The organism is Burkholderia sp. lig30, assembly GCF_000687455.2.
Classification (GTDB): Bacteria; Pseudomonadota; Gammaproteobacteria; order Burkholderiales; family Burkholderiaceae; genus Burkholderia.
Window position 1 is genome coordinate 1 of the sequence record NZ_JGVW01000096.1, and the last position, 25,564, is coordinate 25,564.

Below are 25,564 nucleotides of genomic sequence, written 5' to 3' on the forward strand. Positions count from 1 at the left end.
CTGCCTGCGCGCGCAGGCAGCGCGTGCGCGTTACTGCGCGGGCGTGTCGAGCTGCTTCTTCAGCGCGGCGAGGCGATCCTCGACCGACGGGCCCTTGTTCAGCGCGGCGAGCTTGTCGTCGAGCGCCTTGCCGCTCGCGGTGTCGGCCGAATTCAGGCGCGCGTCCGAGCGCGCGTTCTCCAGCGCGACCTTGTCCTCGAGCTTCTGGAAGTCTTCCGACAGGTTCTTGCCGCCGATGCCGCCGAGCGCGGTCGCTGCGACGTCCTTCGCCTGCGCGATTTCCTGTTTCGCCTGAAGGATGTTCGAGCGCGCGTTCAGCTCGTTGCGGCGCTGGCGCATGTCGGCGATCTGCGCCTTGAGCTTGTCGACCGACGGCTCGAGCGTCGCGAGCTCGGATGCGAGCGCGTCGCGTTCCGATTCCGCGTTGGCCTGCGCGGCGAGCGCCTCGCGCGCGAGCGATTCGTCGCCGGCCTGCAGTGCGCGCTTCGCGCCGTCCTCATACTTCTTCACCTTGTCGTTCGCCGCATCGCACTTGCTGCGCTGGGTCGCGACCTGCGCCTCGATCTCGATCAGCGAATTCTCGGCGCGGCTGACGCTGTCGTCGAGCTCCCGCACGATCTGGCGTGCATCGCGCGACGGATCCTGCACCGAGTCGGCCGCGTCATTCATCAGGCCTTTGATCGTGCGCGAAATAGAGTCGAAAAGCGACATGAAATCCTCCGTGTATGAAAGGCGCCGCGTCGCGGCGGCTTGGCGCATCGGCAGGTGGTTTCCCGCTTGCCGATGCCGGCGGATATTACACCACCGGTTCCCTTAAATACGGCTTAAACGCGCGATATCAAGTGGCGCCGCGGCGCACCCGGACGGGCTCCGGGTGCGGGTGTCTTTCAGGATTGAAAGGCGTGGTGCGGTCGGCGGGCGTGTGGTGTCCATGATAGGCCGCGAGGAGGGCGGAATGCCTCGCAGCGACACGCGATGCGGGAATTTTTACAAAAAATCGCGAAGCTAATCGGTTGATTTCATTAAAATGCGCTGTCACGTCGCGGGAACGGATCGCCGCGCGGCGGGGTCTGTCGACGTGACACGTTGCACAACGCATCCTCTCTCGATTCATTCGCGCATGCGTGCCGCATGCGTCCGAGGGCGCTGCGCGCCCGCCATTCCGACATGCCAATTATCAAACGACCGTCTTCCTCCCGCGCCACGAACGACCATCATTACACGTTGCGCCGCTCGCCTTCGGGGGCCTTTTACACCGACGATGACGACCGCGACGCGCACCGCATGCCGCGCGGCGGCGATGACGACGGCGGCCGCTCGTTCGGCTCGCGCGTCGCGCTCTGGTTCGCGGGCCTGTTCGTCACCCTTGTCGTCGTTGGCGCGCTGATCGTCGGCTACGCGCTCGTCGTCATGGCGCCGCAGCTGCCGCCTCTCGACGCGCTGACGAACTACCAGCCGAAGGTGCCGCTGCGCGTCTACTCGGCCGATCACGTGCTGCTCGCCGAATTCGGCGAGGAGCGCCGCAGCCTCGTGCGCTTCCAGGAGATTCCGGACGTGATGAAGAAAGCGGTGCTCGCGATCGAGGACTACCGCTTCTACGAGCACGGCGGCGTCGATTTCCTCGGCATCATGCGCGCCGGTGTCACCGACCTGCTGCATGGCGGCTCGCGGCAGGGCGCGAGCACGATCACGATGCAGGTTGCGCGCAACTTCTTCCTGTCGAGCGAAAAGACCTATACGCGCAAGATCTACGAGATGCTGCTCGCGTACAAGATCGAAAAGGCGCTGACGAAGGACCAGATCCTCGAGCTGTACATGAACCAGATCTATCTGGGGCAGCGCTCGTACGGCTTCGCGGCTGCCGCGCGGGTGTACTTCGGCAAGGACCTGAAGGACATCACGCTCGCCGAGGCGGCGATGCTCGCCGGCTTGCCGAAGGCGCCGTCCGCGTACAACCCGGTCGTCAATCCGAAGCGCGCGAAGGTGCGTCAGGAGTACATCCTCAAGCGGATGCTCGAGATCGGCTACATCACGCAGCCGCAGTACGAGCAGGCCGTCAGGGAGGAGATCCACACGCGCACGTCGGGCAACCAGTATGCGGTGCACGCCGAGTACGTCGCGGAGATGGTGCGGCAGATGATGTACGCGCAGTACAAGGACGAGACGTACACGCGCGGGCTGACCGTCACGACGACGATCAACGCGGCCGACCAGGAAGCCGCCTACCAGGCGGTGCGACGCGGCATTCTCGATTACGAGCGCCGTCACGGCTATCGCGGGCCGGAAGGCGCCATCGCGCTGCCGGCGCCGGGCGACGATCGCGACGAGGCGATCGACGACGCGCTCGCCGATCATCCGGACAACGGCGACCTGCAGTCGGCGGTGGTGCTGGCGGTCGCGCCGAACGCGGTGCAGGTGCAGTTCGTCGGCGGCGCGACCACGACCATCGGCGCGGGCGGCCTGCGCTTCGTCGCGGGCGCGCTGTCGCCGCGCGCGGCCGACGCGCAGCGCATCAAGCCCGGCTCGATCGTGCGCGTGATGAAGGACGCGAAGAGCGACTGGCAGGTGGTGCAGCTGCCGCAGGTCGAGGGCGCGCTCGTCGCGGTCGCGCCGCAGGACGGCGCGATCCGCTCGCTGGTCGGCGGCTTCGACTTCAACAAGAGCAAGTTCAACCACGTCACGCAGGCGTGGCGTCAGCCGGGCTCGTCGTTCAAGCCGTTCATCTATTCGGCATCGCTCGACAAGGGCATGGGGCCGGCGACGATCATCAACGACGCGCCGCTGTACTTCCCGCCGAGCGTGCCGGGCGGCACCGCCTGGGAGCCGAAGGACGACGACCAGCCCGACGGCCCGATGTCGATGCGTACCGCGCTGCAGCGCTCGAAGAACCTGGTGTCGATCCGCATTCTCGCGTCGATCGGCACGCAGTACGCGCAGGACTACGTGACGCAGCGTTTCGGTTTCGATCCCGCGAAGACGCCGCCGTATCTGCCGATGGCGCTCGGCGCCGGCCTCGTCACGCCGCTGCAGCTCGCGACCGGCTACGCGGTGTTCGCGAACGGCGGCTACAAGGTCGACCCGTACCTGATCGCCGAGGTTGACGACGCGCGCGGCCAGGCGCTGCAGAAGGCGCAGCCGGTGATCGCGGGCAGCACGGCGCCGCGCACGATCGAGGGCCGCAACGCGTACGTGATGAGCAGCCTGCTGCACACGGTCGCGACCGCGGGCACCGGCGCGGGCACCAACGCGCTCGGCCGCGGCGACCTGCAGGGCAAGACGGGCACGACCAACGAGGCGAAGGACGGCTGGTTCGCCGGCTATCAGCAATCGCTCGTCGCGGTCGCGTGGATGGGCTTCGACCAGCCGAAGAGCCTCGGCGGCCGCGAGTTCGGCGCGCAGCTCGCGCTGCCGATCTGGGTGAACTACATGCGCACCGCGCTGCAGGGCGTGCCGGAGCAGCCGATGCCGCTGCCGGATGGCGTCACGACGATCGACGGCGAACTGTATTACGCCGACCGGACGCCGGGCGAGGGCTTCGTCGCGAGCGTCGACATCAACCCGGCGGCCAACGCGATGAGCGCGAACGACGCGCTCGGCTCGGCCGGCTCGGCGGGCCTCGCGCCGCCGCCCGTGACGGCGTCGGAGAAGCAGCAGATCATGGACATGTTCGAAAGCAACAAGCCCTGATCGGGCAGGACCGGGCGCGCAGGCGCCCGGTTGCCGGACGCAGCGGCGGCCGCCTTGGGCGGCCGCTTTTTTTTGATGCCGGGACGGGCGCGATCGGTAAAGCCTTCCGCATCAAGGACTTGGCATGTCGCTCCCGGCGTTATCAACATCCCTGTCAACAAAAATTGTGGATAACCCGCGAGCCTGCGCGGCGCTGCCGCTGGTGCGGTACGCGCTCGCGCAATGAGGAATTTCCATTCAAAAACAATGGCTTGGCCTGCTTCTCGGCAAGTTCTCCACAATCCTGTCAACAAAAATTGGGGATAACCCTGCGGCGATGGCGCCGCGCCGCCTCATCTTGCATCGCGCAAGCAAAAAGGCATCCAATCAATGGGTTATCGCGCTTTTCAGAAAGTTTTCAACAGGTTATTCAACACGAACTGGGGATAACCCTAGCGTCCCAGTCATCGCGGTGTGCGCGCATGCGCGAGGTGCATGCCGAGCGTGACCGGGTCGGTGTTCGTGCCGGACAGCAGCACGCCGACCCGCCGGCCCTGCAGCGTTTCGCGCAACGGGCCGAGCAGCGCGGCGATCGCCGCCGCGCACGCCGGCTCGACCGCCAGCTTCAGCTGCGAGAACAGATAGAGCATCGCCGCGCGCAACGCGTCGTCGGAGACGGTGACGATCCGGTCGACGTGCCGCCGGCACAGCTGATAGCTGTATTCCTCGGTATGCGGCGCCATCAGCGAATCGGCGATCGTGTGCATTGCCGTCATCGTGACCGTGTGGTTCGCGGCGAAGCTGCGGTACATCGCGTCGGCGCCTTCCGGTTCGACGCCGAACACGTGCACGCGCGGATTCGCGAGGCGCAGCGCGGTCGACACGCCGGCCGCGAGGCCGCCGCCGCCGATCGGCACGATCACCGCATCGAAGTCCGGCACCTGCGTCGCCCATTCGTAGCCGAGCGTCGCGGTGCCGAGAATCGTGTGATAGCCGTTGAACGGATGGATGAAGAAGCGGCCTTCCTCCGCTTCGATGCGCCGCACGAGGTCGAAGGCCTGCGCCGCGCTCGCCGCCAGCACGACTTCCGCGCCGTACTGTCTGCATTGCGCGATGCGAGTCGGGCTCGCGGTGTTGAACATCACGACCTTCGCGCTGCTGCCCAGCCGCATCGCCGCATACGCGACCGCCGCCGCGTGGTTGCCCGCCGACACGCAGGTCACGCCGGCGCTCCTGCGCGCCTCGTCGAGCGCGAGCAGGTGCGTGAACGCGCCGCGCGCCTTGAAGCTGCCGCTCGCCTGCAGCAGCTCGAACTTGAAGTTCACGTGCGAGCCTTCGAGCGACGGCAGGTCGGTACGCTCGAATATGGGCGTGCGGGCGACCCATGGCGACAGCGCGAAGTGTTGCGCGGCGATGTCGTCGAGCGTGGGGATCGGCTCGCCGTCGATCGTATGAGCGGTGCTCTGTTGTGTGGTCGCCATGGCCTTGCGTGTGGGTGGGCCGGCCCGCGCGCAGGCCGGCGTGGCGTGGGGCCGGCTCAGTGATCGCCGGCGTCGACGGACATGCTGCGGATCAGCTTGCGCAGGAACCGTTCGCACTCGGCAAGCTGCGCGAGTTCGACGTATTCGTTCGGCTTGTGCGCCTGCTCGATGTTGCCCGGCCCGCACACGACGCTCGGAATGCCGGCGCGCTCGAACAGGCCGGCTTCGGTGCCGTACGCGACCTTGCGCTTTTCCTGGTCGGCGGTCAGCGCGCGCACGAGCTGCGTGATCGCGGCGTGTTCGGCCGAGTCGAGGCCGGGCGCGGCGGAGATCTTCGAGAATTCGATCGCGGCGTCTGGATGCTCGCGGCGCATCTGCGGCAGCAGCGTTTCGTTCGCGTAGGCTTCGATGCGCGCGAAGATCCGCTCGGGGTCGAGGGTCGGCAGGTTGCGGAACTCGAACGCGAAGCGGCATTCGGCCGGCACGGTGTTGATCGCGTTGCCGCCTTCGATCGTGCTCGTCTGCGCGGTCGTGAACGGCACGTCGTAGAGCGCGTCGAACGGGCCTTCCGTACGGAAGCGGTCGGCGACGTCGCGAATGTGGCAGATGAGGCGCGCCGCGTACTCGATCGCGTTCAGGCCCTTTGGCGTCAGCGACGAGTGCGCCGCATGGCCGCGCACGCAGCAGCGGTAGGTGTTGATGCCCTTGTGCGCGATGATGGGCCGCATGCCGGTCGGCTCGCCGACGATGCAGCCGGTCGGCATCACGCCGCGCGCCTGCAGGTCGGCGATCATCAGCGGCGCGCCGGCGCAGCCGACTTCCTCGTCGTACGACAGCGCGAAATGGATCGGCTTCGCGAGCCGGGCCGCCTGCATCTCGGGCAGCAGCGCGAGCGCGGCGCCGATGAAGCCCTTCATGTCGCAGGTGCCGCGACCGTACAGGCGGCCGTCGCGGATCTCCGGGCGGAACGGGGCGCTGTCCCACGCCTGGCCATCCACCGGCACGACGTCGGTGTGACCGGACAGCACGATGCCGCCGTTCGTCGTGCCGTCATGCGCGGGCACCGTCGCGAACAGGTTCGCCCAGCCTTCGCGTGGATCGTGCGTGAGCGTCGACGCGATGCCCTTCGCGGCGAGCGCGTCGCGGACCGTCTCGATGAGGCCGAGGTTCGGCACGCGGCTCGTCGTGTCCATCGACACGAGACCCCTGACCCAGCCCAGGCTGACGGGGGAGGCGGCGCCCGGGCCGGCGGCGGATGCCGCCGTCGCGTCGAGGGTGGACATGGCTGAACTCCGTCTGATGAATGGGAAAATCATACTCAAAAACGATGCGGCCCGCCTGCGCGGGCCACGGTGCAGCGCAACATGCGCGCCGATCGTACGGAGTCCTGCGGCCGTCGCCCGCTCGCGCGCGAAGCGCGGCGGGGCCTAGCGCGGCGCGGCGGCCGTGCCTTCGCGGATCGGGTGGCCGAGCGCGCGCAGCGTCTCCTTGACCGTCGACACGCGGACCGCGAGGTCGGGCGTGCGCGTCTCGATGCGCAGCTTGTCCTGGCCGGCGAGCTTGATGTGGCGGTGCTTCTGGACCATCTCGATGATGCGCATCGGATCAATCGGCGGGTTCGGCACGAACTGCAGCCCGATCGCAACCTCGCTCGCGTCGATCTTGACGATGCCGAGCGGCTTCGCGGCGAGGCGCAGCCGGTGCGTCTCGACGAGCGCATGCGCTTGCGGCGGCATCTTGCCGAAGCGGTCGATCAGCTCTTCCTGGATGCCGTCGATCGCGTCGCCGTGCTCGCAGTTCGCGAGACGCTTGTAGAGCGACAGGCGTTCCTGCACGTCGACGCAATAGTCGGCAGGCAGGATCGCGGGCGCGTGCAGGTTGATCTCGGTCGTCGCCGCGAGCGGGGCGGTGAGGTCGGGCTCCTTGCCGTTCTTCAGCGCCTTCACCGCGTCGTTGAGCATCTCCGTGTAGAGCTGGAAGCCGATCTCGTGGATCTCTCCGGACTGCTTGTCGCCGAGCACCTCGCCGGTGCCGCGGATCTCGAGGTCGTGCATCGCGAGATAGAAGCCCGAGCCGAGCTCCTCCATCTGCTGGATCGCCTCGAGGCGGCGCTGCGCCTGCTTGGTCAGCGCCTGCGGATCGTGCACGAGCAGGTACGCGTACGCCTGGTGGTGCGAGCGGCCGACGCGCCCGCGCAGCTGGTGGAGCTGCGCGAGGCCGAACTTGTCCGAGCGGTGCATGATGATCGTGTTCGCGCTCGGCACGTCGATGCCGGTCTCGATGATCGTCGTGCACAGCAGCACGTTCGCGCGCTGCGCGACGAAATCGCGCATCACGCGCTCGAGCTCGCGCTCGTGCATCTGGCCGTGCGCGATCGCGATGCGCGCCTCGGGCACGAGCGCTTCCAGCATCGCGCGGCGGTTGTCGATCGTCTCGACCTCGTTGTGCAGGAAGTAGACCTGGCCGCCGCGCTTCAGCTCGCGCAGCATCGCCTCGCGAATTACGCTTTCTTCCTCGCGCCGCACGAAGGTCTTGATCGCGAGGCGCTTTTGCGGCGCGGTCGCGATCACCGAGAAGTCGCGCAGGCCTTCGAGCGCCATCCCGAGCGTGCGGGGGATCGGCGTCGCGGTCAGCGTCAGCACGTCGACCTCCGCGCGCAGCGCCTTCAGCGCTTCCTTCTGGCGCACGCCGAAACGGTGCTCCTCGTCGATGATCACGAGGCCGAGCCGCTTGAACTGCACGTCCGACGACAGCAGCTTGTGCGTGCCGATCACGATGTCGACGCTGCCTTCGTTGATCTGGCCGATCGCCGCGTTGACCTCCTTCGCGGACTTGAAGCGCGACAGCTCGGCGACCCGCACCGGCCAGTCGGCGAAGCGGTCGATGAAGGTTTGCGTGTGCTGCTCGGCGAGCAGCGTCGTCGGCGACAGCAGCGCGACCTGCTTGCCGCCCATCACCGCGATGAACGCGGCACGCAGCGCGACCTCGGTCTTGCCGAAGCCGACGTCGCCGCACACGAGCCGGTCCATCGGCTTGCCGCTCGTCATGTCGCCGATCACGGCCGCGATCGCCGCGGCCTGGTCAGGCGTTTCCTCGAAGCCGAAGCTCTCGGCGAACTTCACGTAGTCGCGTGGCTCCAGCCCGAACGCGTGGCCCTCGCGGGCGGCGCGGCGCGCGTACAGGTTGAGCAGCTCGGCGGCGGTGTCGCGGATCTGCTGCGCGGCCTTGCGCTTTGCGCGCTCCCACTGGCCCGAGCCGAGCGCATGCAGCGGCGCGCTGTCCGGATCGGCGCCGCTGTAGCGCGAAATCACGTGCAGCTGGGCGACCGGCACGTAGAGCTTGCTGTCGCCCGCATATTCGAGATGCAGGAATTCGGTCTCGCCTTCGCCGAGATCCATCGACACGAGGCCCATGTAGCGGCCGATGCCGTGCTGCGCATGCACGACCGGGTCGCCTTCCTTCAGCTCGGACAGGTCGCGCACCATCGCGTCGACGTTGCTCGCCTGTTCCTGGCGGCGGCGTCCCGCACGGCGGCCGAGCGCGCCGTACAGCTCCGTCTCGGTGACGATCGCGTAGCCTTCGCCCGGCACCGCGAAGCCGCCCGCGAGCGGCGCGACGCCGAGCGCGAAGGTCTCGTCGCTCGCGAGCCAGCCGGCGAAGTGGTCGCTCGACGCGGGCTTCAGCCGGTGCTCGGCGAGCAGCTGCGAGATCGTCTCGCGGCGGCCCGCCGATTCGACGGTCAGCAGCACGCGCTTGCCGGAGCTGCCGACGAACGCGCGCAGCGCGGCGAGCGGATCGTCGGCGTGACGGTCGATCGACAGCTCGGGGAGGGCGCTCGCCCAGCCGCCCTCGGGCTGCGCGGGCAGCACGACGCGCGCGAACGGCTTCGCGAACGTGTAGAAATCGTCGTCCGACAGGAACAGCCGCTGCGGCTCGAGGATCGGCCGCTCGCGGTCGTGCGACAGGAACGCGTGGCGCTGCCGGGTGTCGGCGGTAAAGCGCCGGATCGCGGTGTCGAGGTCGCCCGAGAACACCAGGTGCGCGCCGGCGGGCAGATAGTGGAACAGGGTCGCCGTGTCGTCGAAGAACAGTGGCAGGTAATACTCGATGCCGGCCGACGGCACGCCGTTGCCGATGTCCTTGTAGATCGTCGCGCGGCTCGGGTCGCCTTCGAAGGTCTCGCGCCAGCGGCTGCGGAATGCGGTGCGCGCCGCTTCGTCGAACGGGAATTCACGGCCCGGCAACAGGCGCACGTCGCGCACCGGATAGAGGCTGCGCTGCGTGTCCGGATCGAACGCGCGGATCGAGTCGACCTGGTCGTCGAACAGGTCGATCCGGTAAGGCAGCGGCGAGCCCATCGGGAACAGGTCGATCAGCGAGCCGCGCACGCAGTATTCGCCGGGGCGCACGACCTGGCTCACGTGCTCGTAGCCGGCGAGCGTCAATTGCGCCTTCAGCTTCGCCTCGTCGAGTCGCTCGCCCTGCGCGAACGCGAACGTGTAAGCGGCCATGAAGGACGCGGGCGGCATCCGGTACAGCGCGGTCGTCGCCGGCACGAGCAGGATGTCGCAGCGGCCTTCGCCGAGATCGTGCAGCGTCGCGAGACGCTCGGAGACGAGATCCTGGTGAGGCGAGAAGGTGTCGTACGGCAGGGTTTCCCAGTCCGGCAGCAGGCGCACGCGCGCGTCCGGCGAGAAGTAGCCGATTTCCTGCGCGAGGCGTTGCGCGTCCACCGCGTTCGCGCAGATCACGGCCAGAAGCGGCACGTCCTGACGGTAGGCGGCGAGATAGCGGGCGATGGCGAGCGCGTCGGCGGAGCCGTGTGCGCCGTCGAAGGCAAAGCGCTGGCCCGGCTTGACGAGCGCGACGGGCGAGGCGGACGGGGTGGAAGCGTTGTCTGGCATAAGGACGGCAGTGGGGTGCGTGCGGCGGCCGCGGTGCGGCCGTCCGGTCGAGACGAAAGACCTATTATAAAATCCGCTTTTCGATTTCACCTTTCCGGCGTTTCTTCTCGTGACTCCCCGACTCTTTGCCTTGATTCCCTGCGCCGGTACGGGCAGCCGCTCCGGCTCCGCGCTGCCGAAGCAATACCGCACGCTCGCGGGACGCGCGCTGCTGCATTACACGCTCGCCGCGTTCGACGCGTGCAGCGAATTCGCGCAGACGCTCGTCGTCATCGCGCCCGACGACACGCATTTCGATGCGCGCCGCTTCGCGGGCCTGCGCTTCGCGGTGCGCCGCTGCGGCGGCGCGTCGCGGCAGGCATCGGTGCTCAACGGCCTGATGGAGCTCACGGAATTCGGCGCGACCGACAGCGACTGGGTGCTCGTGCACGACGCCGCGCGGCCGGGCATCGCGCCGCCGCTGATCCGCACGCTGGTCGCGGCGCTGAAGGACGATCCGGTCGGCGGCATCGTCGCGCTGCCGGTCGCGGATACGCTGAAGCGCGTGCCGGCCGGCACCGACGCGATCGCGCGCACGGAATCGCGCGACGGCCTGTGGCAGGCGCAGACGCCGCAGATGTTCCGCATCGGCATGCTGCGCGACGCGATCCTGAGCGCGCAGCAGCAGGGGCACGACCTGACCGACGAAGCGAGCGCGATCGAGTGGGCGGGCCATACGCCGCGCGTCGTGCAGGGCAGCCTGCGCAATTTCAAGGTCACCTATCCGGAAGACTTCGACCTCGCGGAAGCGATCCTCGCGCGCACCGCGAATCCCTCCTGACTCTTACTCAATCGGAACACGCATGGATTTCAGAATCGGACAAGGCTACGACGTGCATCAGCTCGTCGAGGGACGGCCTCTCATCATCGGCGGCGTGACGATTCCGTACGAGCGCGGCCTGCTCGGCCACTCGGACGCGGACGTGCTGCTGCACGCGATCACCGACGCACTGTTCGGCGCGGCGGCGCTCGGCGACATCGGTCGCCATTTCTCCGATACCGATGCGGCGTTCAAGGGTGCGGACAGCCGCGTGCTGCTGCGCGAATGCGTGGCGCGCGTGAAGGCGGCGGGCTTCACGATCCAGAACGTCGACAGCAGCGTGGTCGCGCAGGCGCCGAAGCTTGCGCCGCATATCGAAGCGATGCGCGCGAACATCGCCGCCGATCTCGGCCTGCCGATCGAGCGCGTCAACGTGAAGGCGAAGACCAACGAGAAGCTCGGCTATCTCGGCCGTGGCGAGGGCATCGAGGCGCAGGCCGCTGCGCTGCTCGTGCGCACCGTCGCGGGCTGATGCGCGCGGCACGCGGCCGCCCGCCGTTTCGCGGCGGCCGCGCGATGCATCGGGGGCGGCGCGGGGGCATGCCGTCGATGAACGGCTGCCGTCCGCCGGCTCCATGAACGAACGCCACGCGGCAACGGCGCGTGGCGTTTGTTCTTTCCGGCCGCGAACCGGCCGGCGCGCGGGGCTTACTCGGCCTCGGCGGCGATCACCTGCGCGGCGGCATTGATCACGGCGGCGATCCGGCCGACGTCACGCAGCTGCGTAACGGTCATGCCCTGTTCGTTCTTCAGCAGCGCATAGTGCGACTTCACGCAGAAGTGGCACTTGCCGACGATCGACGCGGCGAGCGCATACATTTCGAACTTGCGCTTGTCGACGCCGCCATGCGACGCATACGCGCCCATGCGCAGCTCGGCGCGCTGGGTCTTCAGGTCGGCGTCGTCGGCCATCTCGACATACGGATACCACGCGTTGTTCATCCCCATCAACGCGGCCGCCGTCAGCGCGGCGTTCGTTTCCTCCGGCGACAGCACGCCGGCTTCGCGGATCGCCTTCACGAGCACGGTGCTCTTCGCCGCGAACGCGGCGGCGAGCGCAACGCCCACCGCGTCGGTGCCTTCGAGCGCCGAGCGCGTGATCGTGCCGTCGAGGTTCAGGCGGATGTCCTTCGCGTAGTCGGGAATACGCGCCTTAATCGATTCGATGAATTCCATTGATATCTCCTATGGGTTGGCCGTTAAAAAAGCCCGCAGGCAGGACGTGCGCTGCGGGCTTTCGTGCATCGACGCTTACAGCGTCGCGCCGCCGACTGCGCGGTTGCACGGGCAGAGCTCGTCCGTTTGCAGGCCGTCGAGAATACGCAGGACTTCTGCCGGGCTACGGCCGACGTTCAGGTTGTTGACCGAAACGTGCTGGATCGTGTTGTCCGGATCGACGATGAACGTCGCGCGCAGGGCCACGCCGGCTTCCTTGTCGCGCACGCCGAGCTGGTCGATCAGCTCGCCCTTGACGTCGCCGAACGAGTAGTGGTTCAGCTTGTCGAGGTCCTTGTGCTCGCGGCGCCATGCCAGCTTCACGAACTCGTTGTCCGAGCTGCCGCCGAGCAGGACGGCGTCACGCTCTTCGAATTGCTTGGTCAGCTTCGCGAATTCGACGATTTCCGTCGGGCAGACGAACGTGAAGTCCTTCGGGTAGAAGTAGATGACTTTCCACTTGCCCGGGAACGATGCTTCGGTGATCGTCTCGAAAGCCGACTGGCCGTTTTCTTCGTGGTGGTTGAAGCCAGGCTTCGCGGCTGCAACGGTAAAGGCTTCGAGTTTATCGCCGACGGTTTTCATGCGGATACTCCTGTATGAGTTGGGAAGGACTGCTTGAGTCACGCTACCTCGTTGCTGCAACGTCGATGTGACAGCATGTCGAAAACTATAACTCTATTGACTGATATTTTCAATAGATTTTAACTAACGATCCTCATAGGAATTTTCTAACGCGTCGATAGCGTAAGCCCGGGTTGCATGCCGCGCGTGCGTCATGCGGTCGCGCGGGATTTGCCGCCCGGGAATTCGAGTGTGACTTCGAGCCCGGGTTCCGGCTTGCGGTTGCGCAGGCGCAGTGCGCCGCGATAGCGGTTGACGAGGCGCAGCACGATCGCCATCCCGAGGCCCGTGCCGTCCGCGTTGCTGCGCGCGGCGTCGACGCGATAGAACGGACGCATCACGAGCGGCAGCTGATCGTCCGGAATGCCCGGGCCTTCGTCGCTCACCGACAGCTCGACGCGCGCATGCGACACGCGCGTCTCCAGCGTGATGCGCGCGATGCCGTCCGCCGTGCTCTGGCCGTACTTGCGCGCGTTCTCGACGAGGTTGCCGATCACGCGGCGCATGTCGGTCTCGTCGGCCTCGATCACCGCGGCGGGCGCGAGGCGCGTGCGGATCTCGACGCCGTCCTCGCTCGCGACGCGCGCGGCCACTTCCTGCACGATCGTCGACAGGTCGACCGGCTCGGGCCTGCGCTGGGTCGGGCGCGCGTAGTCGATGAACGCGGCGATGATGCGGTCCATCTGCTCGATGTCGTCGACCATCGCATCCTTGGTTGCCTGGTCGGACGGGCTCATCTCGGTTTCGAGGCGCAGCCGCGCGAGCGGCGTGCGCAAGTCGTGCGAGATGCCCGCGAGCATCAGCGCGCGGTCGGCCTCGAGTTGTTCGAGATCGCGCACCATCTGGTTGAAGCTGCGGTTGGTGTCGGCGGCGACGCCCATGCCGCGCTCCGGCAGCGGCTCGGGCGCCTGGCCGGAGCCGACCTGGCGCGCGGCGAGCGCGAGGCGCGAGAACGGCCGGTTCACGAGGCTCGTGATGAACGCGGAGCCGAACAGCGACAGCGCGAGCGCGAACAGCCCCCAGCCGGCCCACTGCAGGCCGGTGACGGTGTCGAGCTGCTCGCGGTCGAGCGCGACCCAGTAGTCGTCGTCATCGATCTTGAAGCTGATCCACACGCCGGGGATGTCGTTGACCGTCTGCGCGATCACGGTGTCGTCGCCGAGGCGGCTGCGGATGTCGTGCTCGATCAGGCGGTTCAGCGATTCGTCGGGCTGCAGCCGGAACTTGTCGGTTTTTTCGCGCGGATACACGCGCACGCCTTCATTGCTCTCGAGGTCCTGCAGCAGCGCGCGCCGCAGGTCGGGATCGGAATAGAGCAGGGCGGTGCGCGTGAGCTTGACGATCGCGACGAGCTGCAGCGCGACGCGCTGCGCGCGCGGCTCCCGTTCGATCACGCGAAAGCTCTGGAACCACGCCGCGAGGCTGACCGAGATCAGCAGCGCGATCAGCAGGAAAGTGCGCCAGAACAGCCCGCCGAAGGCGAGCGTCAGGAGGCGCCGGTCGATACGCATGAGACGGGCTGGTTAACTGGCGATGCCGGCACCGGGGCGCGTCAGGCCGCGCCGTCGGGGATGAACACGTAGCCCAGGCCCCAGACGGTCTGGATGAAGCGGGGGCTGCCCGGGTCCGGCTCGATCAGCTTGCGCAGACGGGAGATCTGCACGTCGAGGCTGCGGTCGAACACTTCGTATTCGCGGCCGCGCGCGAGCTCCATCAGCTTCTCGCGCGACAGCGGCTGGCGCGGATGGCGCGCGAACACCTTCAGCACCGAGAATTCGCCTGTCGTCAGCGGGATCTCCTGGCCGGACTTGGTCAGCGTGCGGGTGGCGAGATTCAGCGAGAATTCACCGAACTCGAACACCTCGGTCGTCTCCGACGGCGCGCCCGGCAGTTCCGCGGGCGCCTGGCGGCGCAGCACCGCGTGAATGCGCGCGACGAGCTCGCGCGGATTGAACGGCTTCGGCAGGTAGTCGTCCGCGCCCATCTCGAGACCGACGATGCGGTCGACGTCCTCGCCCTTCGCGGTCAGCATGATGATCGGCGTGCGGTCGTTGCTGCCGCGCAGACGGCGGCAGATCGACAGGCCGTCTTCGCCCGGCAGCATCAAGTCGAGCACGAGCAGGTCGAAGCGCTCGCGCACCCAGAGCTTGTTCATCGCGGTCGCATTCTCCGCGACGTACACGTTGAAGCCTTGCTCGCCGAGATAACGGCGCAGCAGATCGCGCAGGCGCGGATCGTCGTCGACGACGAGAATCTTGGAGGGGTTTTTCGTTTCCATGACTGGCATCTTATCGCGAATGGGAAATGGCGCGCGGCCGGGTATTTTGGTGCGTTACAGTCGCTTACAAAATTTACCCGCGTCGCCGCGCGGAGTAAAGGCAGGCTATAGGCTGGTCTGTATCCCGATATAGACTTTCCTTTACTTGGGTCGGAGATTCGGTGGATACTCCATCCCACTCAACTTTCCACGGTTTGCACACTCGATTTTCGCAGGGTGTTTCAAGTACCAGAGGTAGCCGGTTGCCGCGTGACGAAGGGAACAAATCGACCAAACAAGCGAGGACGGTCATGCGATCTGCGCGGATTGCACTGATGCTGACGCTCGCGCTTGGCGGTCTGCATGCGTCGAACTTCGCCCATGCGCAGCGACAGGAGCCTGGTGCTTCGGCGCGCAAGATGTCCCGCGGCAAGGGTGCGCAGCCACCGGATCACGGCGCCGACGCCGCACGCTCGTCAGTGCCGCCGGATCTCGAGCAGCGCCGCCGCGACGGGCACATGACGCCCGAGGAGCGGCACCTGCTGCGCCAGCACATCGAGGACGCGGTTCGCGACCTGTACAAGCGCTGATCGTCACGCGCGCCGCACCGAAAGATTCCGTAGCAATTTACCCGTCAACGCCCGCCCGCCGCGCGCCGTTGAACCGGCACATGCGCGCATCGCGCGACAGTTCGATCTTCTGACGGCGGGAGCCTCCGACGATGAGTCACGACAACGCTGCCGGGCAGGCGCTGCCGCCAGCCATGCGCACGCCCCTCGATGCGGACGACGCACTCTTTTTCCTGACGCGCACCGGCTTTTCGCCGGCCCCGGCCGATGTCGCGCGCATCGTCGGCATGAGCCGCGCGCAGGCGGTCGCCGACGCCCTCGGCAACGTCAGGCAGGAACCCGTCACCGCATGGCCGGCATGGACGGTCGAGCTGCCGCCGTCGCGCGCCGAGCGCCAGGCGCTCGCCCCGGATGCGCGGCGCGATGCACAGCGCGAGCGCAACCAGCGTTACGACGCGTTACGCGCGGCATGGCTCAACGAGATGGTCGTGACGCCGTCGCCGCTCACCGAGCGGATGACGCTGTTCTGGCACGGTCACTTCACATCCGGGCAGGACAAGGTGCCGTTTCCGCAGACGATGGCCGCGCAGCATGCGCTGCTGCGGCGCGAGGCGCTCGGCAACTTTGGCACGATGCTGCACGGTGTCGCGAAGGATCCGGCGATGCTGCAGTACCTCGACGGCGCGAGCAACCGCAAGGGGCGCCCGAACGAGAATTTCGCGCGGGAAGTGATGGAGCTGTTTACGCTCGGCGAAGGCCACTATTCGCAGCGCGACGTGACCGAGGCGGCACGCGCGCTGACTGGCTGGAGCATCGATCCCGACACGCTGCGCTTTGCAGTGCGGCCGGACTGGCACGACACCGGCGACAAGACGATTCTCGGCGTCACCGGGCCGCTCGACGGCGACGGCTTTCTCGACATCCTGCTCGCACGGCCGGAAACGGCGGGCTTCATAGCGGGCAAGCTCTGGCGCGAGTTCGTGTCGGACACGCCGGACCCGACCGAACTGGACACGGTCGCCGCGCGCTTTCGGGCGAGCGGCTACGACATCCGCGCGGCGCTGTCGGCGCTCTGGTCGACCGACGCGTTCTGGGACGCGCGCAACCGCGGCGTGCTCGTCAAGTCGCCGGTGGAGTTCGTGGTCGGCTCGGTGCGGCTGTTCGACGTCGGCTACGGCGATCCGGCGATGCTGGCGAACACGGTGCGCGCGCTCGGGCAGAACCTGTTCTCTCCGCCGAACGTCAAGGGGTGGCCGGGCGGGCCTGCCTGGATCAACAGTGCGACGCTGCTGGCGCGCAAGCAGTTCGTCGAGCAATTGTTCCGCGCGACCGAAACGGCCGTCATGCGCCCGGTGCGGGCGGGGATGCAGGCGAGGCCTGGGCGGGGCGGGATGCACTTCGACCTCGAACGCTGGCTCGCGCAGTTCCGGGCACGGCCGCAGGCGCCGGCCGGCCTGACGACGGAGCTGCAGCTGCAGCACGCGGTGTTGCCGCTGTCGCCGGTCGCGGCGATCGACACCGGATCCACGGGCAGCGCGTATCTCGAAGCGCTGCTGATGGACCCGGCCTACCAATTGAAATGACGACGAAACGACAGGCCGGCGCGCAGCGCATGCGCGGTGGCCGCCCAAGGGATGCACGATGAACCGACGCGATTTCCTCGCACTGACGGGCGCCGCCGCGACGGCGGGCGTCTCGCTCTGGCTGCCGCGCGCGGCGGCCGCGCCGAAGCCGGGCGCGGCCGTCGCGGGCTATGCGAACGTCCTGATCCTCGTCGAGCTGAAAGGCGGCAACGACGGCCTCAATACCGTGGTGCCGTACGCGGACCCGCAGTACTACGCGTTGCGGCGAAGCATCGGGATCAAGCGCGACCAGGTGCTGCAGCTCGACGAGCGCAGCGGGCTGCATCCGTCGCTCGCGCCGCTCGTGCCGCTCTGGCATGACGGGCAGCTCGCGATCGTGCAGGGCGTCGGCTACCCGCAGCCGAACCTGTCGCACTTCCGGTCGATCGAAATCTGGGACACCGCGTCGCGCTCGGACCAGTACCTGCACGAGGGCTGGCTGACGCGCGCGTTCGCGCAGGCGCCGGTGCCGGCCGGTTTCGCCGCGGACGGCGTCGTGCTCGGCAGCGCCGAGATGGGGCCGCTCGCGAACGGCGCGCGCGCGATCGCGCTCGTCAATCCGGCGCAGTTCATCCGCGCGGCGCGGCTCGCCGAGCCGGTCTCGCTGCGCGAACAGAACCCGGCGCTCGCGCACATCATCGAGGTCGAGAACGACATCGTGAAGGCGGCGGATCGCCTGCGACCGCGCGACGGCATGCACCCGTTCAGGACCGCGTTTCCGAACGGCGCGTTCGGCACCGCGGTGAAGACGGCGATGCAGGTGCTCGCCGCATGCGAGACGCCGCGCACGCCGGCGGCGTCTGTGCAGAATGGCGTCGCGGTGCTGCGGCTCACGCTCAACGGCTTCGATACGCACCAGAACCAGCCGGGGCAGCAGGCGGCGCTGCTCAGGCAGCTTGCCGAAGGGATGGGCGCGATGCGCGCCGCGCTGACCGAGCTCGGGTACTGGGACCGGACGCTCGTGATGACGTATGCGGAATTCGGCCGGCGCGCGCGGGAGAATCAGAGCAACGGTACCGATCACGGGACCGCTGCGGCGCATTTCGTGATGGGCGGGCGTGTCGCGGGCGGGCTGTATGGCGCACAGCCCGCGCTCGGGCAGCTCGACGGCAACGGCAACCTTCCGGTCGCCGTCGATTTCCGTCAGCTTTATGCGACCGTGCTCGGCCCGTGGTGGGGCATCGACGCGACCCGCGTGCTGCAGCAGCGCTTCGAGCCGCTGCCGCTGCTGCGGGTGTAGGCGCGCGCCGGCGTCAGCGGCGGCGTGCAGCGCGCCACGCGATCCACAGCTTGCGGATCGGCGTGAGTGCGATGCGTTGATGCAGGACCTGGTAGCCGTCCCGTTCGATTTCGTCGAGGAGCGCGAGCGAGAGTGCGATTTGCGCGCGCAGCGTCCGCTGTGCGCGGCGCGCCGGGGCGGGGATCGCGGCATCGGCGGCCGACAGCGCGTCGCGTGCCCGCGAGGTCTGGAATTGCAGCAGCTCGGTGAAGGCCGGGCTGTAGCGCCGGTTCAGCAGGTCGGCCGCGGTGACGTTGTAGCGCTGCAGCTCGTCGATCGGCAGATAGATGCGCCCGTGCCGCGCATCGTTGCCGAGCTCCTGTACGAACTGGGCGAGCATCAGCGCGTGCCCGACTGCATTCGCCCACGGTTGCGGCTCCACGGGCTTCAGTGCGCTCGCGCGTGCGACGAGCGCCGAGAAGCTCCCGCCGACCTGCGCGACATAGCGCTGCAGATTCGCGAAATCGAGGTAGCGTGCCTGCTCGAGATCCATGCCGAAGCCGCCGACGAGTGCGCGCAGCGTGTCGCTTTCGTCCGCGATCGACGGATGGTGCGCGGCGAGCGCCTGCGTGACGGGGTGCGATGGCTGTCCGGCCGCGAGCGCGGCCAGCTCCTTGTGCCACCACGCGAGCTTGGTGTGCCCGACCGTCGGGTCGCTCGTTTCCTTGGCGGTTTCCTCGAGTTCGCGGCGCAGCGCGAAGAGGGCCGCGAGGCGAGGCTGAACGGCGAGCGGCGCCTGCCGCAGCGCGTAATAGACGCTGGAGCCGGGCGGCGCGGCTTTCTGCTGACAGTAGTCGTCGAAATTCACGTGCGGAAATGGGTCGAAGGCGGTATGAGGGGACGCGCTTGCGCGCACCGCCGGAATCAAGCGCGAAATTCTAGCACCGGCGCGCGCAGCCCGTCGGCTGGTGGAGACAAGGGGGCGCGGATCGGGTAGAATCTCGCGCTTGCCCGTTCTGGGCGCGCCGCCGCTGGCGGCTGGCATGCGCGACGCGCGTGCGGCACCGGAGCGGCGAAGGACATCCGCGTGAGTGGCGAAATTGGTAGACGCACCAGGTTTAGGTCCTGACGGGAGCGATCCCGTGCCGGTTCGAGTCCGGCCTCACGCACCAAATAGTAATCCGTTGGTATCCACCAACTTCCTGAAACCCGCGACAGCATTGAGCTTCGTGGGTTTTTTGTTTCCGTCGTTGTCCGGCTTGCATCGTGGGCAGCCGGTGGTATGTGTGGAGTTTTCGGTGGGATCAGGCCGGCTTATTTTGCTTGGGCTGGCGGTATCTTCGATCCCGCTGGATTCGACGTGAATGCAGTCAACGCAAAATTGAAGGGGATTCGTTAAATCAAGACCTTCAAGCTCGGCTGGAGCAATGCCCTAGCGTTATCGGGGCGTTACATTTTCAGCTTACGGATTGCCAGTTGCCAGCGAACGCAAGTACGTCGGAACCTTCGCCTTACTGGTCGCCTGCAATCGAGTCATGAGCTCGTGATCGACACGATCCAGGCGGTAAGTCTTCGTAATGTCGTGCTGTAATCTGCACCAGAGGTGACTGGCCATCTCGGCGTCGGCCATTGCCCGGTGGGCAGGCCCCGTCTTCGGCAATCGCAGCATCTCGGCCAAGCTTGATAGGCGGTGACTCGGGGCGTGCGGGTAGATTCGTCTTGCCACGAGCATCGTGCAGGCAAAGGACTGCTCCGCCGCCACACCAAGAAGCTCGAGTTCGGCCTGCCAAAACCGTTTATCGAAGCCGGCGTTGTGGGCCACGAGGGGATATCTTCCGACAAACGCTACAGCGTCCTTCATGACTTTCGACGCCGGGGGAGCCAATGCGATCATGTCGTTTGTTATCCCGGTGAGGGCGACGACATCGGACGGAATGCGTCTTCCTGCGTTCATCAGGCACTGGTAACGGTCGATGATTTTCCCGTCACGCAAAAGAATGACAGCAATTTCGGTAGCTCTGTCGCCATGAGTGGGGGAGAGTCCGGTTGTTTCGAAGTCCAGAACTGCAACGGTTTGCATTTTTTGTGTCGAAAATATTTGAATTTAAAGCGTGGTGCTACAAACGCTCACTCGCCATAAATTCCGAGTTTCTCTATTATTGGATTCGTATTGACGAGAACATCGGCCAATGGCCATTTAAACAAAATGGCCTGCATGTGTTCTCCGACCGTTTCGATTTGCCCGCTATCACCGCTCGGATCGTCGGTTGTTCTCGTAATTGATCAGAACATCGGGTTCAACAAACGATCGCTTGGCATGGCCGGTCAGCCTAGGCCAGAACGAGATGGATTTCATCGGCCCGAGGGATTCTGTAAATCCGGGAGTCAGTAGCTTCAATACCCGTTGCTTACCCACATCGGAGAGATACGCCAATCGTCCAAGGAAGGCGGCAGTCAGCAGATCCTCTCGCTGCCGGAATATTTCTCGCCAGCTCTGTTCGACTCCTCCGGCCAGAACTGCTCTTCCGGCCTTCCCGTGCAAAATCGCTTTTAGCATCTCATGCCATAGGTTTATTTATCGAAGCAAGACCAACTCCGCCACCGCTTCTGCCAACCACGTAGTTCGCGCGTTTGGCAGTCAATCGCCAGCGCCAACGTAGCCCAATCGTCGCGACCGGCCCAGACGCGGCACACATCTGTCGACCATCGCTCGTTCGGAGTGTAGCGACCGACGGCATGGCCTGAACGCGAGGCCGAAAGCCAATCGGTCGCTTGCAAACCTGCCAGCCCTTCAGCTGGAAGATCCGCCGCACTGTGTTCTTGTTGAACCCCAGCAGGTGCGCCACGGTCCGGTAGCCAAATGACGGTGATTCCTCGATCAGCGCTTTGATCGGTTCGGCAAAACACGCCTGAACCTTCGGTGCGGACTTGACCGGCCGGTAATACACGGACACCGCGCGGTGCGGCACCTTGAACCAGCGGCACAGCTTCGAGATCGAGATGGTACTACCGTCAGCTTGCAGTCCCTAGCGGATCGTCTTGATCACTTGTCGTCTGCGCCCAGCAGGGCCTGCAATTAATAAGATGGTCAGCCCCGCTTCCGGCAGCGGCACACTCTGGTTTTCGCAATCCGGAATGAGAGAGTCACCATGCGTATTCAGCCAGCGCCAGCGCGCTCTTGCTTTTCTGCCCGTCCAGGCTCGCTGATCGTCGCGATGTTCGGGATTCAGCCCCGACCCTTCTCCAGGATGCCTCACACCAGCGCCAGATCGCGCCGCGCGTGGGTGACCGCGCATGTGTGCGTCGTGGCTCGACCGAAACGAAAAAAACGCCTACCCGGTGACGAGTAGGCGGGGAAGCGGGGACAACCCGTGTTACTGCTGGAGATTGCGCGACACGAATTTGTCGCGCGATCAAAGTGTACGGATAACGAGTGCCGTCATAAATGCGGCTTATAGCAAAGTAGAGTTTCATCAGCCGTTCGACTGCGCGCGTCGAGAACAGTCGCGTGATGTGCGAGGACGTGGTGGCGTATCAGTCGACGCCGACACAAACGAAAAAGCCCGCCTACTTGGGGGGGCGTAGGCGGGCAAGTCCTCGTGGACGCGAGGACGACTTGCGAATGATGCGACTTGCGACATTGCGACAGGCAATCGCGAGCTCGAGTGTAGGGAGCTGTCGGTCGCGCGTAAACGTTGCATATCGCAAAAAACGATTTCGTATTTTGATATAAACGGGCGCCGATCCGTCGCTACTCCCACAAACTCCGGATGGCGACCGCGACGATCACGGGGACGGAGAACACCAGCGGAATCGCGAAATACTGGGCCTCGCGGTCGACGATCCAGCTATAGACCAGCCAGCATGCGCCGGCGGCGAACGTCACGAGACCGACAAGCACGGCGATGATGTTCAGCGTCAGATTGGAGGGGCGGCGGCGCGTCTTGGCCGGCGTGGGCGATTTCATCGTAAGTAAGGATGTGGCGCGAGCGCTTGGCGCATGCAAGGACATAGAAAGACGTAGGAGAGCGCATTCCGCCCGATCGCGCAAGCGGAACGGGCCCGCCGCATGATGGCGCGCCCGCCGGCCCCACGCCCGCAGGTTTCCTAATATGGTTGTACGTGCAACCATTTGCTTCTATCCTCGACATCTCTCTCAAGGGACGGGATCAATCATGAACGACTCGAATTTCCTGCCGGCACGCGTGGCGATCGTCGGCGTCGGCGCGATCGGCGGGTTGCTCGCGGCCGCGCTGTCGCGCGCCGGGATGCACGTGAGCGCGTTTGCGCGCGGCGCGACGCTCGACGCGCTCCGGTCGCACGGCGTGCGCGTGCTGGACGAGCACGGCGCGCCGCTGTCGTCGGTCGCCGTCGACGCGAGCGACGATGCGGCGGCGCTCGGCGTGCAGGATTACGTCGTGATCGCGCTGAAGGCGCAGGCGCTGCCGGGCCTCGCGGCCCGCCTGGCGCCGCTCGTCGGGCCGCGCACGGTGATCGTTGCGGCGATGAACGGCCTGCCGTGGTGGTTCACGCATGGCTTGGCCGGGCCACTCGACGGCACACGGCTCGACGCGGTCGACCCGGACGGCGCGGTCTCGGCGGCGCTGCCGCCTGCGCGGGCGGTCGGCTGCGTGGTTCACCTGTCGGCGAGCACCGAGGCGCCGGGCGTGGTGCGGCGCGGGCGCGGCAATCGTCTGATCGTCGGCGCGCCGGATGCAGCCCTCGAGACGGGCGCCGCGCGCGTGGCGGCGGCGCTCGCCGCCGGCGGCTTCGAGGTCGAGGCGACGCGCGAGATCCGCACCGACATCTGGGCCAAGCTGTGGGGCAACATGAACATGAATCCGCTGAGCGCGCTGACGGGCTCGACGGCCGACCGGCTGCTCGACGATCCGCTGACGCACGCGCTGGCGCTGCGGATGATGGAGGAGGCGGCCGCGATCGGCGAGCGGCTCGGGCTGAGCACCGGCATGAGCGGCCCGGAGCGTATCGCGGTGACGCGCCAGCTCGGTGCGTTCAAGACGTCGATGCTGCAGGACTTCGAGGCCGGGCGCCCGCTCGAGATCGGACCGATTCTCGGCGTATTTCCGGAACTGGGGCGCAAGCTCGGCCTGCCGACCCCGTATTGCGACGCAGTGCTCGGGCTGCTGCGGCAGCGCGCCGCGAACAGCGGGCTGTAGGGCCGGGCCGCGGGCTTGCGCCGGCCCGGTCCGTGCGGCTCAGTCGTCGCGCGCGATCACGCTTGCGACGACCTTGTCGAGCAGCCGTTCGAAGGTCTGGCGCTCGCTGTCGCTCAGGCATGCGAGCAGTCCGTCGTTCCATTTGCGCGCGATCGGCAGGATCTTGCGATACAGCGCGCGGCCGTCGGGCGTCAGCGCGATCAGCACGATACGGCCGTCCTCCTCGCTCGCGCTGCGCGCGAGCAGCCCCTGCCGCAACAGCGCCTCCGCGGCGCGGCTCGCCTGGCTCTTGTCGAGATGGGTGTGGCGGGCGAGATCCATGATCGAGAACGGGCCGAACGCGCCGACGGACGCGATCACGCGTGCCTCGGGCAGCGAGATGTCGAGCCTGTGCCGGTACATCTCGCCGATCCCGCGATCGGAGCGCTTGGTGAGCACATGCAGGCGGTAGGTCAGAAACTGATCGAGCCCGGCTTGTCGGCCTTTCATGTCGGATCCTGAAGGAAAAGGGCGGGATCGATTGTTCCCGTAACGTGTGCCCGGGTCAACGGGCCGCGGTGTGTCGGCGCGCGCCGTACTTCAGGCGCGTGAGCTGCTCTGCCTCGTTCTCGAGCAGGCGCGCGGCGTCGCGGATCGCGGCGTCGAGCGTGATCGGCCCGGGCGCGGGCGAGAAGCAGCCTGAAAAGTGTTCGGACAGGCGCGGCAGCGCGGCGGGGTCGACGGCGCCCGACAGCAGCGACGCCGGCACGCCTGCCGCCTGCGCGTGCCGGCACGCGACGAACGGTGCCTTGCCATGCAGCGTCTGCAGGTCGGAACGGCCTTCGCCGGTAATGAGCCAGTCGGCGCCGTCGAGCGCGCCGTCGAGCCCGATTTCGCGCGCGACGACTTCCGCGCCGGCCTCGAAGCGCGCGCCGAGCATGTGCAGCGCGAAGCCGAGCCCGCCCGCCGCGCCGGCGCCGGGCAGGTCGCGGCCGCGGCCTGCGGAAGCCCCGGCGGGACGCCGGTCGAGCGCGGCTTCGAGCAGCGCGGCGAAGTGGCCGAGCGCAGCATCGAGCGGGCCGACCTGTTCGGGCGCGACGCCCTTTTGGGGGCCGAACACCGCGGTGGCGCCGTGCGCGCCGGTCAACGGGTTGTCGACGTCGGACATCGCAATGAACTCTGCCTCCGCGACGCGCGGATCGAGCCCGGTCGCATCGATCGACGCGATCGCGGCCAGCCGCGCGGGAACCGGTTCGACCGGCTGGCCGGCGGCGTCGGCGCAGCGCAGCCCGAGCGCGGCGAGGAGCCCCGCGCCCGCGTCGTTGGTGCTGCTGCCGCCGAGCGCAACGAAAAACCGGCGCACGCCGTCGTCGAGCAGCATGCGGATCGCCTCGCCGATGCCGCGCGTGCTGCGTGCGTCGACCGGTACGCGCATGCCGGCCGGATCGGTGATGCCGACGATTTCCGCCGTCTCGACGACCGCGGTGCGTGCGTCGAGCAGGCCGACCGCGGCGTTGCGTGCCGCCAGCGCCGCGCCAACCACCGTCAGCGTGCGCCGCGTGCCGCCGTTCGCGAGCATCGCGTCGAGCGTGCCCTCGCCGCCGTCCGCCATCGGGCGGCAACGCACCTGCGCATCCGGCCGCGCGCGGCGGATGCCCGCGGCGATCGCGTCCGCGACTGCGGCCGCGGACAGCGAGCCCTTGAACGAATCGGGCGCGACGACAACGACGGGCGCAGGCGGGTGGTGCGGCATGGCGTCTCCGGGGAGCGATGGCGGGTCTGACGAATCGCCGCCGGCGGCGCCGGCGCGATCCACAGCAGCTTATCAGGATGGCGCGCGCGGATGGATGCGCGGCGCGGCGTCGCGCGATCGGCCGCCGCGCGGCGGCGGTTTGGCGCGCGCGCCCGGCAATCTCGCGGCACGGGCAGCGGTGCGGGGAAAATTGTTTGCTAGAATAGTCGATTCTTCCGGCCAAAGCCGTGCATAGAGCT

21 protein-coding genes and 1 tRNA gene are annotated in these 25,564 nt (G+C 67.3%); 8 read left to right on the forward strand and 14 right to left on the reverse strand.

Features of this window, described 5'->3' with window-relative positions; all coding sequences use genetic code 11:
* Positions 1-30: 30 nt before the first annotated feature.
* Complete coding sequence (locus LIG30_RS19390; protein WP_038714778.1) at positions 31-711, reverse strand: PspA/IM30 family protein; 681 nt, start codon at positions 709-711, stop codon at positions 31-33.
* 456 nt (positions 712-1,167) lie between these two features.
* Here LIG30_RS19390 and LIG30_RS19395 point away from each other — a divergent pair, with 456 nt between their 5' ends.
* Positions 1,168-3,687, forward strand: a complete 2,520-nt coding sequence (locus LIG30_RS19395) for a penicillin-binding protein 1A (RefSeq protein WP_038714779.1) — start codon at positions 1,168-1,170, stop codon at positions 3,685-3,687.
* A gap of 443 nt (positions 3,688-4,130) precedes the next feature.
* On the opposite strand, the gene LIG30_RS19400 is transcribed toward LIG30_RS19395, so the two are convergent.
* The 3 genes from LIG30_RS19400 to mfd all read right to left on the reverse strand — a co-directional run bounded on the left by LIG30_RS19400 (position 4,131) and on the right by mfd (position 10,051).
* On the reverse strand, positions 4,131-5,147 hold the full coding sequence (locus LIG30_RS19400) for a threonine/serine dehydratase (RefSeq protein WP_038714611.1): 1,017 nt from the start codon (positions 5,145-5,147) through the stop codon (positions 4,131-4,133).
* Positions 5,148-5,203: 56 nt separating this feature from the next.
* Entirely contained in the window at positions 5,204-6,430 is a 1,227-nt protein-coding gene (gene argE, locus LIG30_RS19405) for an acetylornithine deacetylase (RefSeq protein WP_038714613.1), read from the reverse strand.
* Positions 6,431-6,574: 144 nt separating this feature from the next.
* Positions 6,575-10,051, reverse strand: a complete 3,477-nt coding sequence (gene mfd / locus LIG30_RS19410) for a transcription-repair coupling factor (RefSeq protein WP_038714615.1) — start codon at positions 10,049-10,051, stop codon at positions 6,575-6,577.
* Positions 10,052-10,160: 109 nt separating this feature from the next.
* On the opposite strand from mfd, the gene ispD reads away from it, so the two are divergent.
* A complete protein-coding gene (ispD, locus tag LIG30_RS19415) occupies positions 10,161-10,871 on the forward strand; it encodes a 2-C-methyl-D-erythritol 4-phosphate cytidylyltransferase (protein WP_038714616.1) in 711 nt (236 codons plus the stop codon).
* A 22-nt stretch (positions 10,872-10,893) separates the two neighbouring features.
* Complete coding sequence (ispF, locus tag LIG30_RS19420) at positions 10,894-11,382, forward strand: 2-C-methyl-D-erythritol 2,4-cyclodiphosphate synthase (RefSeq protein ID WP_038714618.1); 489 nt, start codon at positions 10,894-10,896, stop codon at positions 11,380-11,382.
* A 176-nt stretch (positions 11,383-11,558) separates the two neighbouring features.
* Here the strand turns inward: ispF and LIG30_RS19425 are convergent, their stop codons facing one another.
* The 4 genes from LIG30_RS19425 to ompR form a co-directional block, all read right to left on the reverse strand.
* The gene (locus tag LIG30_RS19425) at positions 11,559-12,086 is read right to left on the reverse strand and encodes a carboxymuconolactone decarboxylase family protein (RefSeq protein WP_038714619.1); all 528 of its coding nucleotides are present in this window, start codon (positions 12,084-12,086) and stop codon (positions 11,559-11,561) included.
* A 75-nt stretch (positions 12,087-12,161) separates the two neighbouring features.
* Positions 12,162-12,710, reverse strand: coding sequence for a peroxiredoxin (locus tag LIG30_RS19430; protein ID WP_038714620.1), 549 nt, complete (start codon positions 12,708-12,710; stop codon positions 12,162-12,164).
* A gap of 191 nt (positions 12,711-12,901) precedes the next feature.
* Complete coding sequence (locus tag LIG30_RS19435) at positions 12,902-14,260, reverse strand: ATP-binding protein (protein ID WP_038714622.1); 1,359 nt, start codon at positions 14,258-14,260, stop codon at positions 12,902-12,904.
* A gap of 41 nt (positions 14,261-14,301) precedes the next feature.
* The gene (ompR, locus tag LIG30_RS19440; protein ID WP_442856873.1) at positions 14,302-15,036 is read right to left on the reverse strand and encodes an osmolarity response regulator transcription factor OmpR; all 735 of its coding nucleotides are present in this window, start codon (positions 15,034-15,036) and stop codon (positions 14,302-14,304) included.
* Between the two features lie 281 nt (positions 15,037-15,317).
* On the opposite strand from ompR, the gene LIG30_RS19445 reads away from it, so the two are divergent.
* From LIG30_RS19445 to LIG30_RS19455, 3 genes are all read left to right on the forward strand, one after another.
* The gene (locus LIG30_RS19445) at positions 15,318-15,596 is read left to right on the forward strand and encodes a hypothetical protein (protein WP_038714624.1); all 279 of its coding nucleotides are present in this window, start codon (positions 15,318-15,320) and stop codon (positions 15,594-15,596) included.
* A 131-nt stretch (positions 15,597-15,727) separates the two neighbouring features.
* The gene (locus tag LIG30_RS19450; RefSeq protein WP_038714626.1) at positions 15,728-17,158 is read left to right on the forward strand and encodes a DUF1800 domain-containing protein; all 1,431 of its coding nucleotides are present in this window, start codon (positions 15,728-15,730) and stop codon (positions 17,156-17,158) included.
* 58 nt (positions 17,159-17,216) lie between these two features.
* Positions 17,217-18,437, forward strand: coding sequence for a DUF1501 domain-containing protein (locus LIG30_RS19455; RefSeq protein WP_038714627.1), 1,221 nt, complete (start codon positions 17,217-17,219; stop codon positions 18,435-18,437).
* 13 nt (positions 18,438-18,450) lie between these two features.
* Here LIG30_RS19455 and hpnD read toward each other — a convergent pair whose 3' ends face one another.
* Positions 18,451-19,284 (reverse strand): presqualene diphosphate synthase HpnD, encoded by an 834-nt coding sequence (gene hpnD, locus LIG30_RS19460; protein ID WP_038714629.1) that lies wholly within the window; start codon positions 19,282-19,284, stop codon positions 18,451-18,453.
* A 217-nt stretch (positions 19,285-19,501) separates the two neighbouring features.
* Here hpnD and LIG30_RS19465 point away from each other — a divergent pair.
* Positions 19,502-19,588: transfer RNA gene (locus LIG30_RS19465), tRNA-Leu, on the forward strand.
* A gap of 290 nt (positions 19,589-19,878) precedes the next feature.
* On the opposite strand, the gene LIG30_RS19470 is transcribed toward LIG30_RS19465, so the two are convergent.
* The 3 genes from LIG30_RS19470 to LIG30_RS19475 form a co-directional block, all read right to left on the reverse strand.
* A complete protein-coding gene (locus LIG30_RS19470; protein ID WP_038714631.1) occupies positions 19,879-20,496 on the reverse strand; it encodes a 3'-5' exonuclease in 618 nt (205 codons plus the stop codon).
* 168 nt (positions 20,497-20,664) lie between these two features.
* Entirely contained in the window at positions 20,665-20,973 is a 309-nt protein-coding gene (locus tag LIG30_RS26555) for a hypothetical protein (RefSeq protein WP_152986159.1), read from the reverse strand.
* A 1,194-nt stretch (positions 20,974-22,167) separates the two neighbouring features.
* Complete coding sequence (locus LIG30_RS19475; RefSeq protein WP_038714633.1) at positions 22,168-22,383, reverse strand: hypothetical protein; 216 nt, start codon at positions 22,381-22,383, stop codon at positions 22,168-22,170.
* A 208-nt stretch (positions 22,384-22,591) separates the two neighbouring features.
* Here LIG30_RS19475 and LIG30_RS19480 point away from each other — a divergent pair, with 208 nt between their 5' ends.
* A complete protein-coding gene (locus LIG30_RS19480) occupies positions 22,592-23,593 on the forward strand; it encodes a 2-dehydropantoate 2-reductase (protein ID WP_038714634.1) in 1,002 nt (333 codons plus the stop codon).
* Positions 23,594-23,632: 39 nt separating this feature from the next.
* On the opposite strand, the gene LIG30_RS19485 is transcribed toward LIG30_RS19480, so the two are convergent.
* Positions 23,633-24,082 carry a MarR family winged helix-turn-helix transcriptional regulator gene (locus LIG30_RS19485; protein WP_038714636.1) on the reverse strand — a complete coding sequence of 150 codons (450 nt, stop codon included), beginning with the start codon at positions 24,080-24,082 and terminating at the stop codon, positions 23,633-23,635.
* 55 nt (positions 24,083-24,137) lie between these two features.
* Positions 24,138-25,325, reverse strand: coding sequence for a glycerate kinase (locus LIG30_RS19490; protein WP_038714638.1), 1,188 nt, complete (start codon positions 25,323-25,325; stop codon positions 24,138-24,140).
* Between the last annotated feature and the right edge of the window lie 239 nt (positions 25,326-25,564).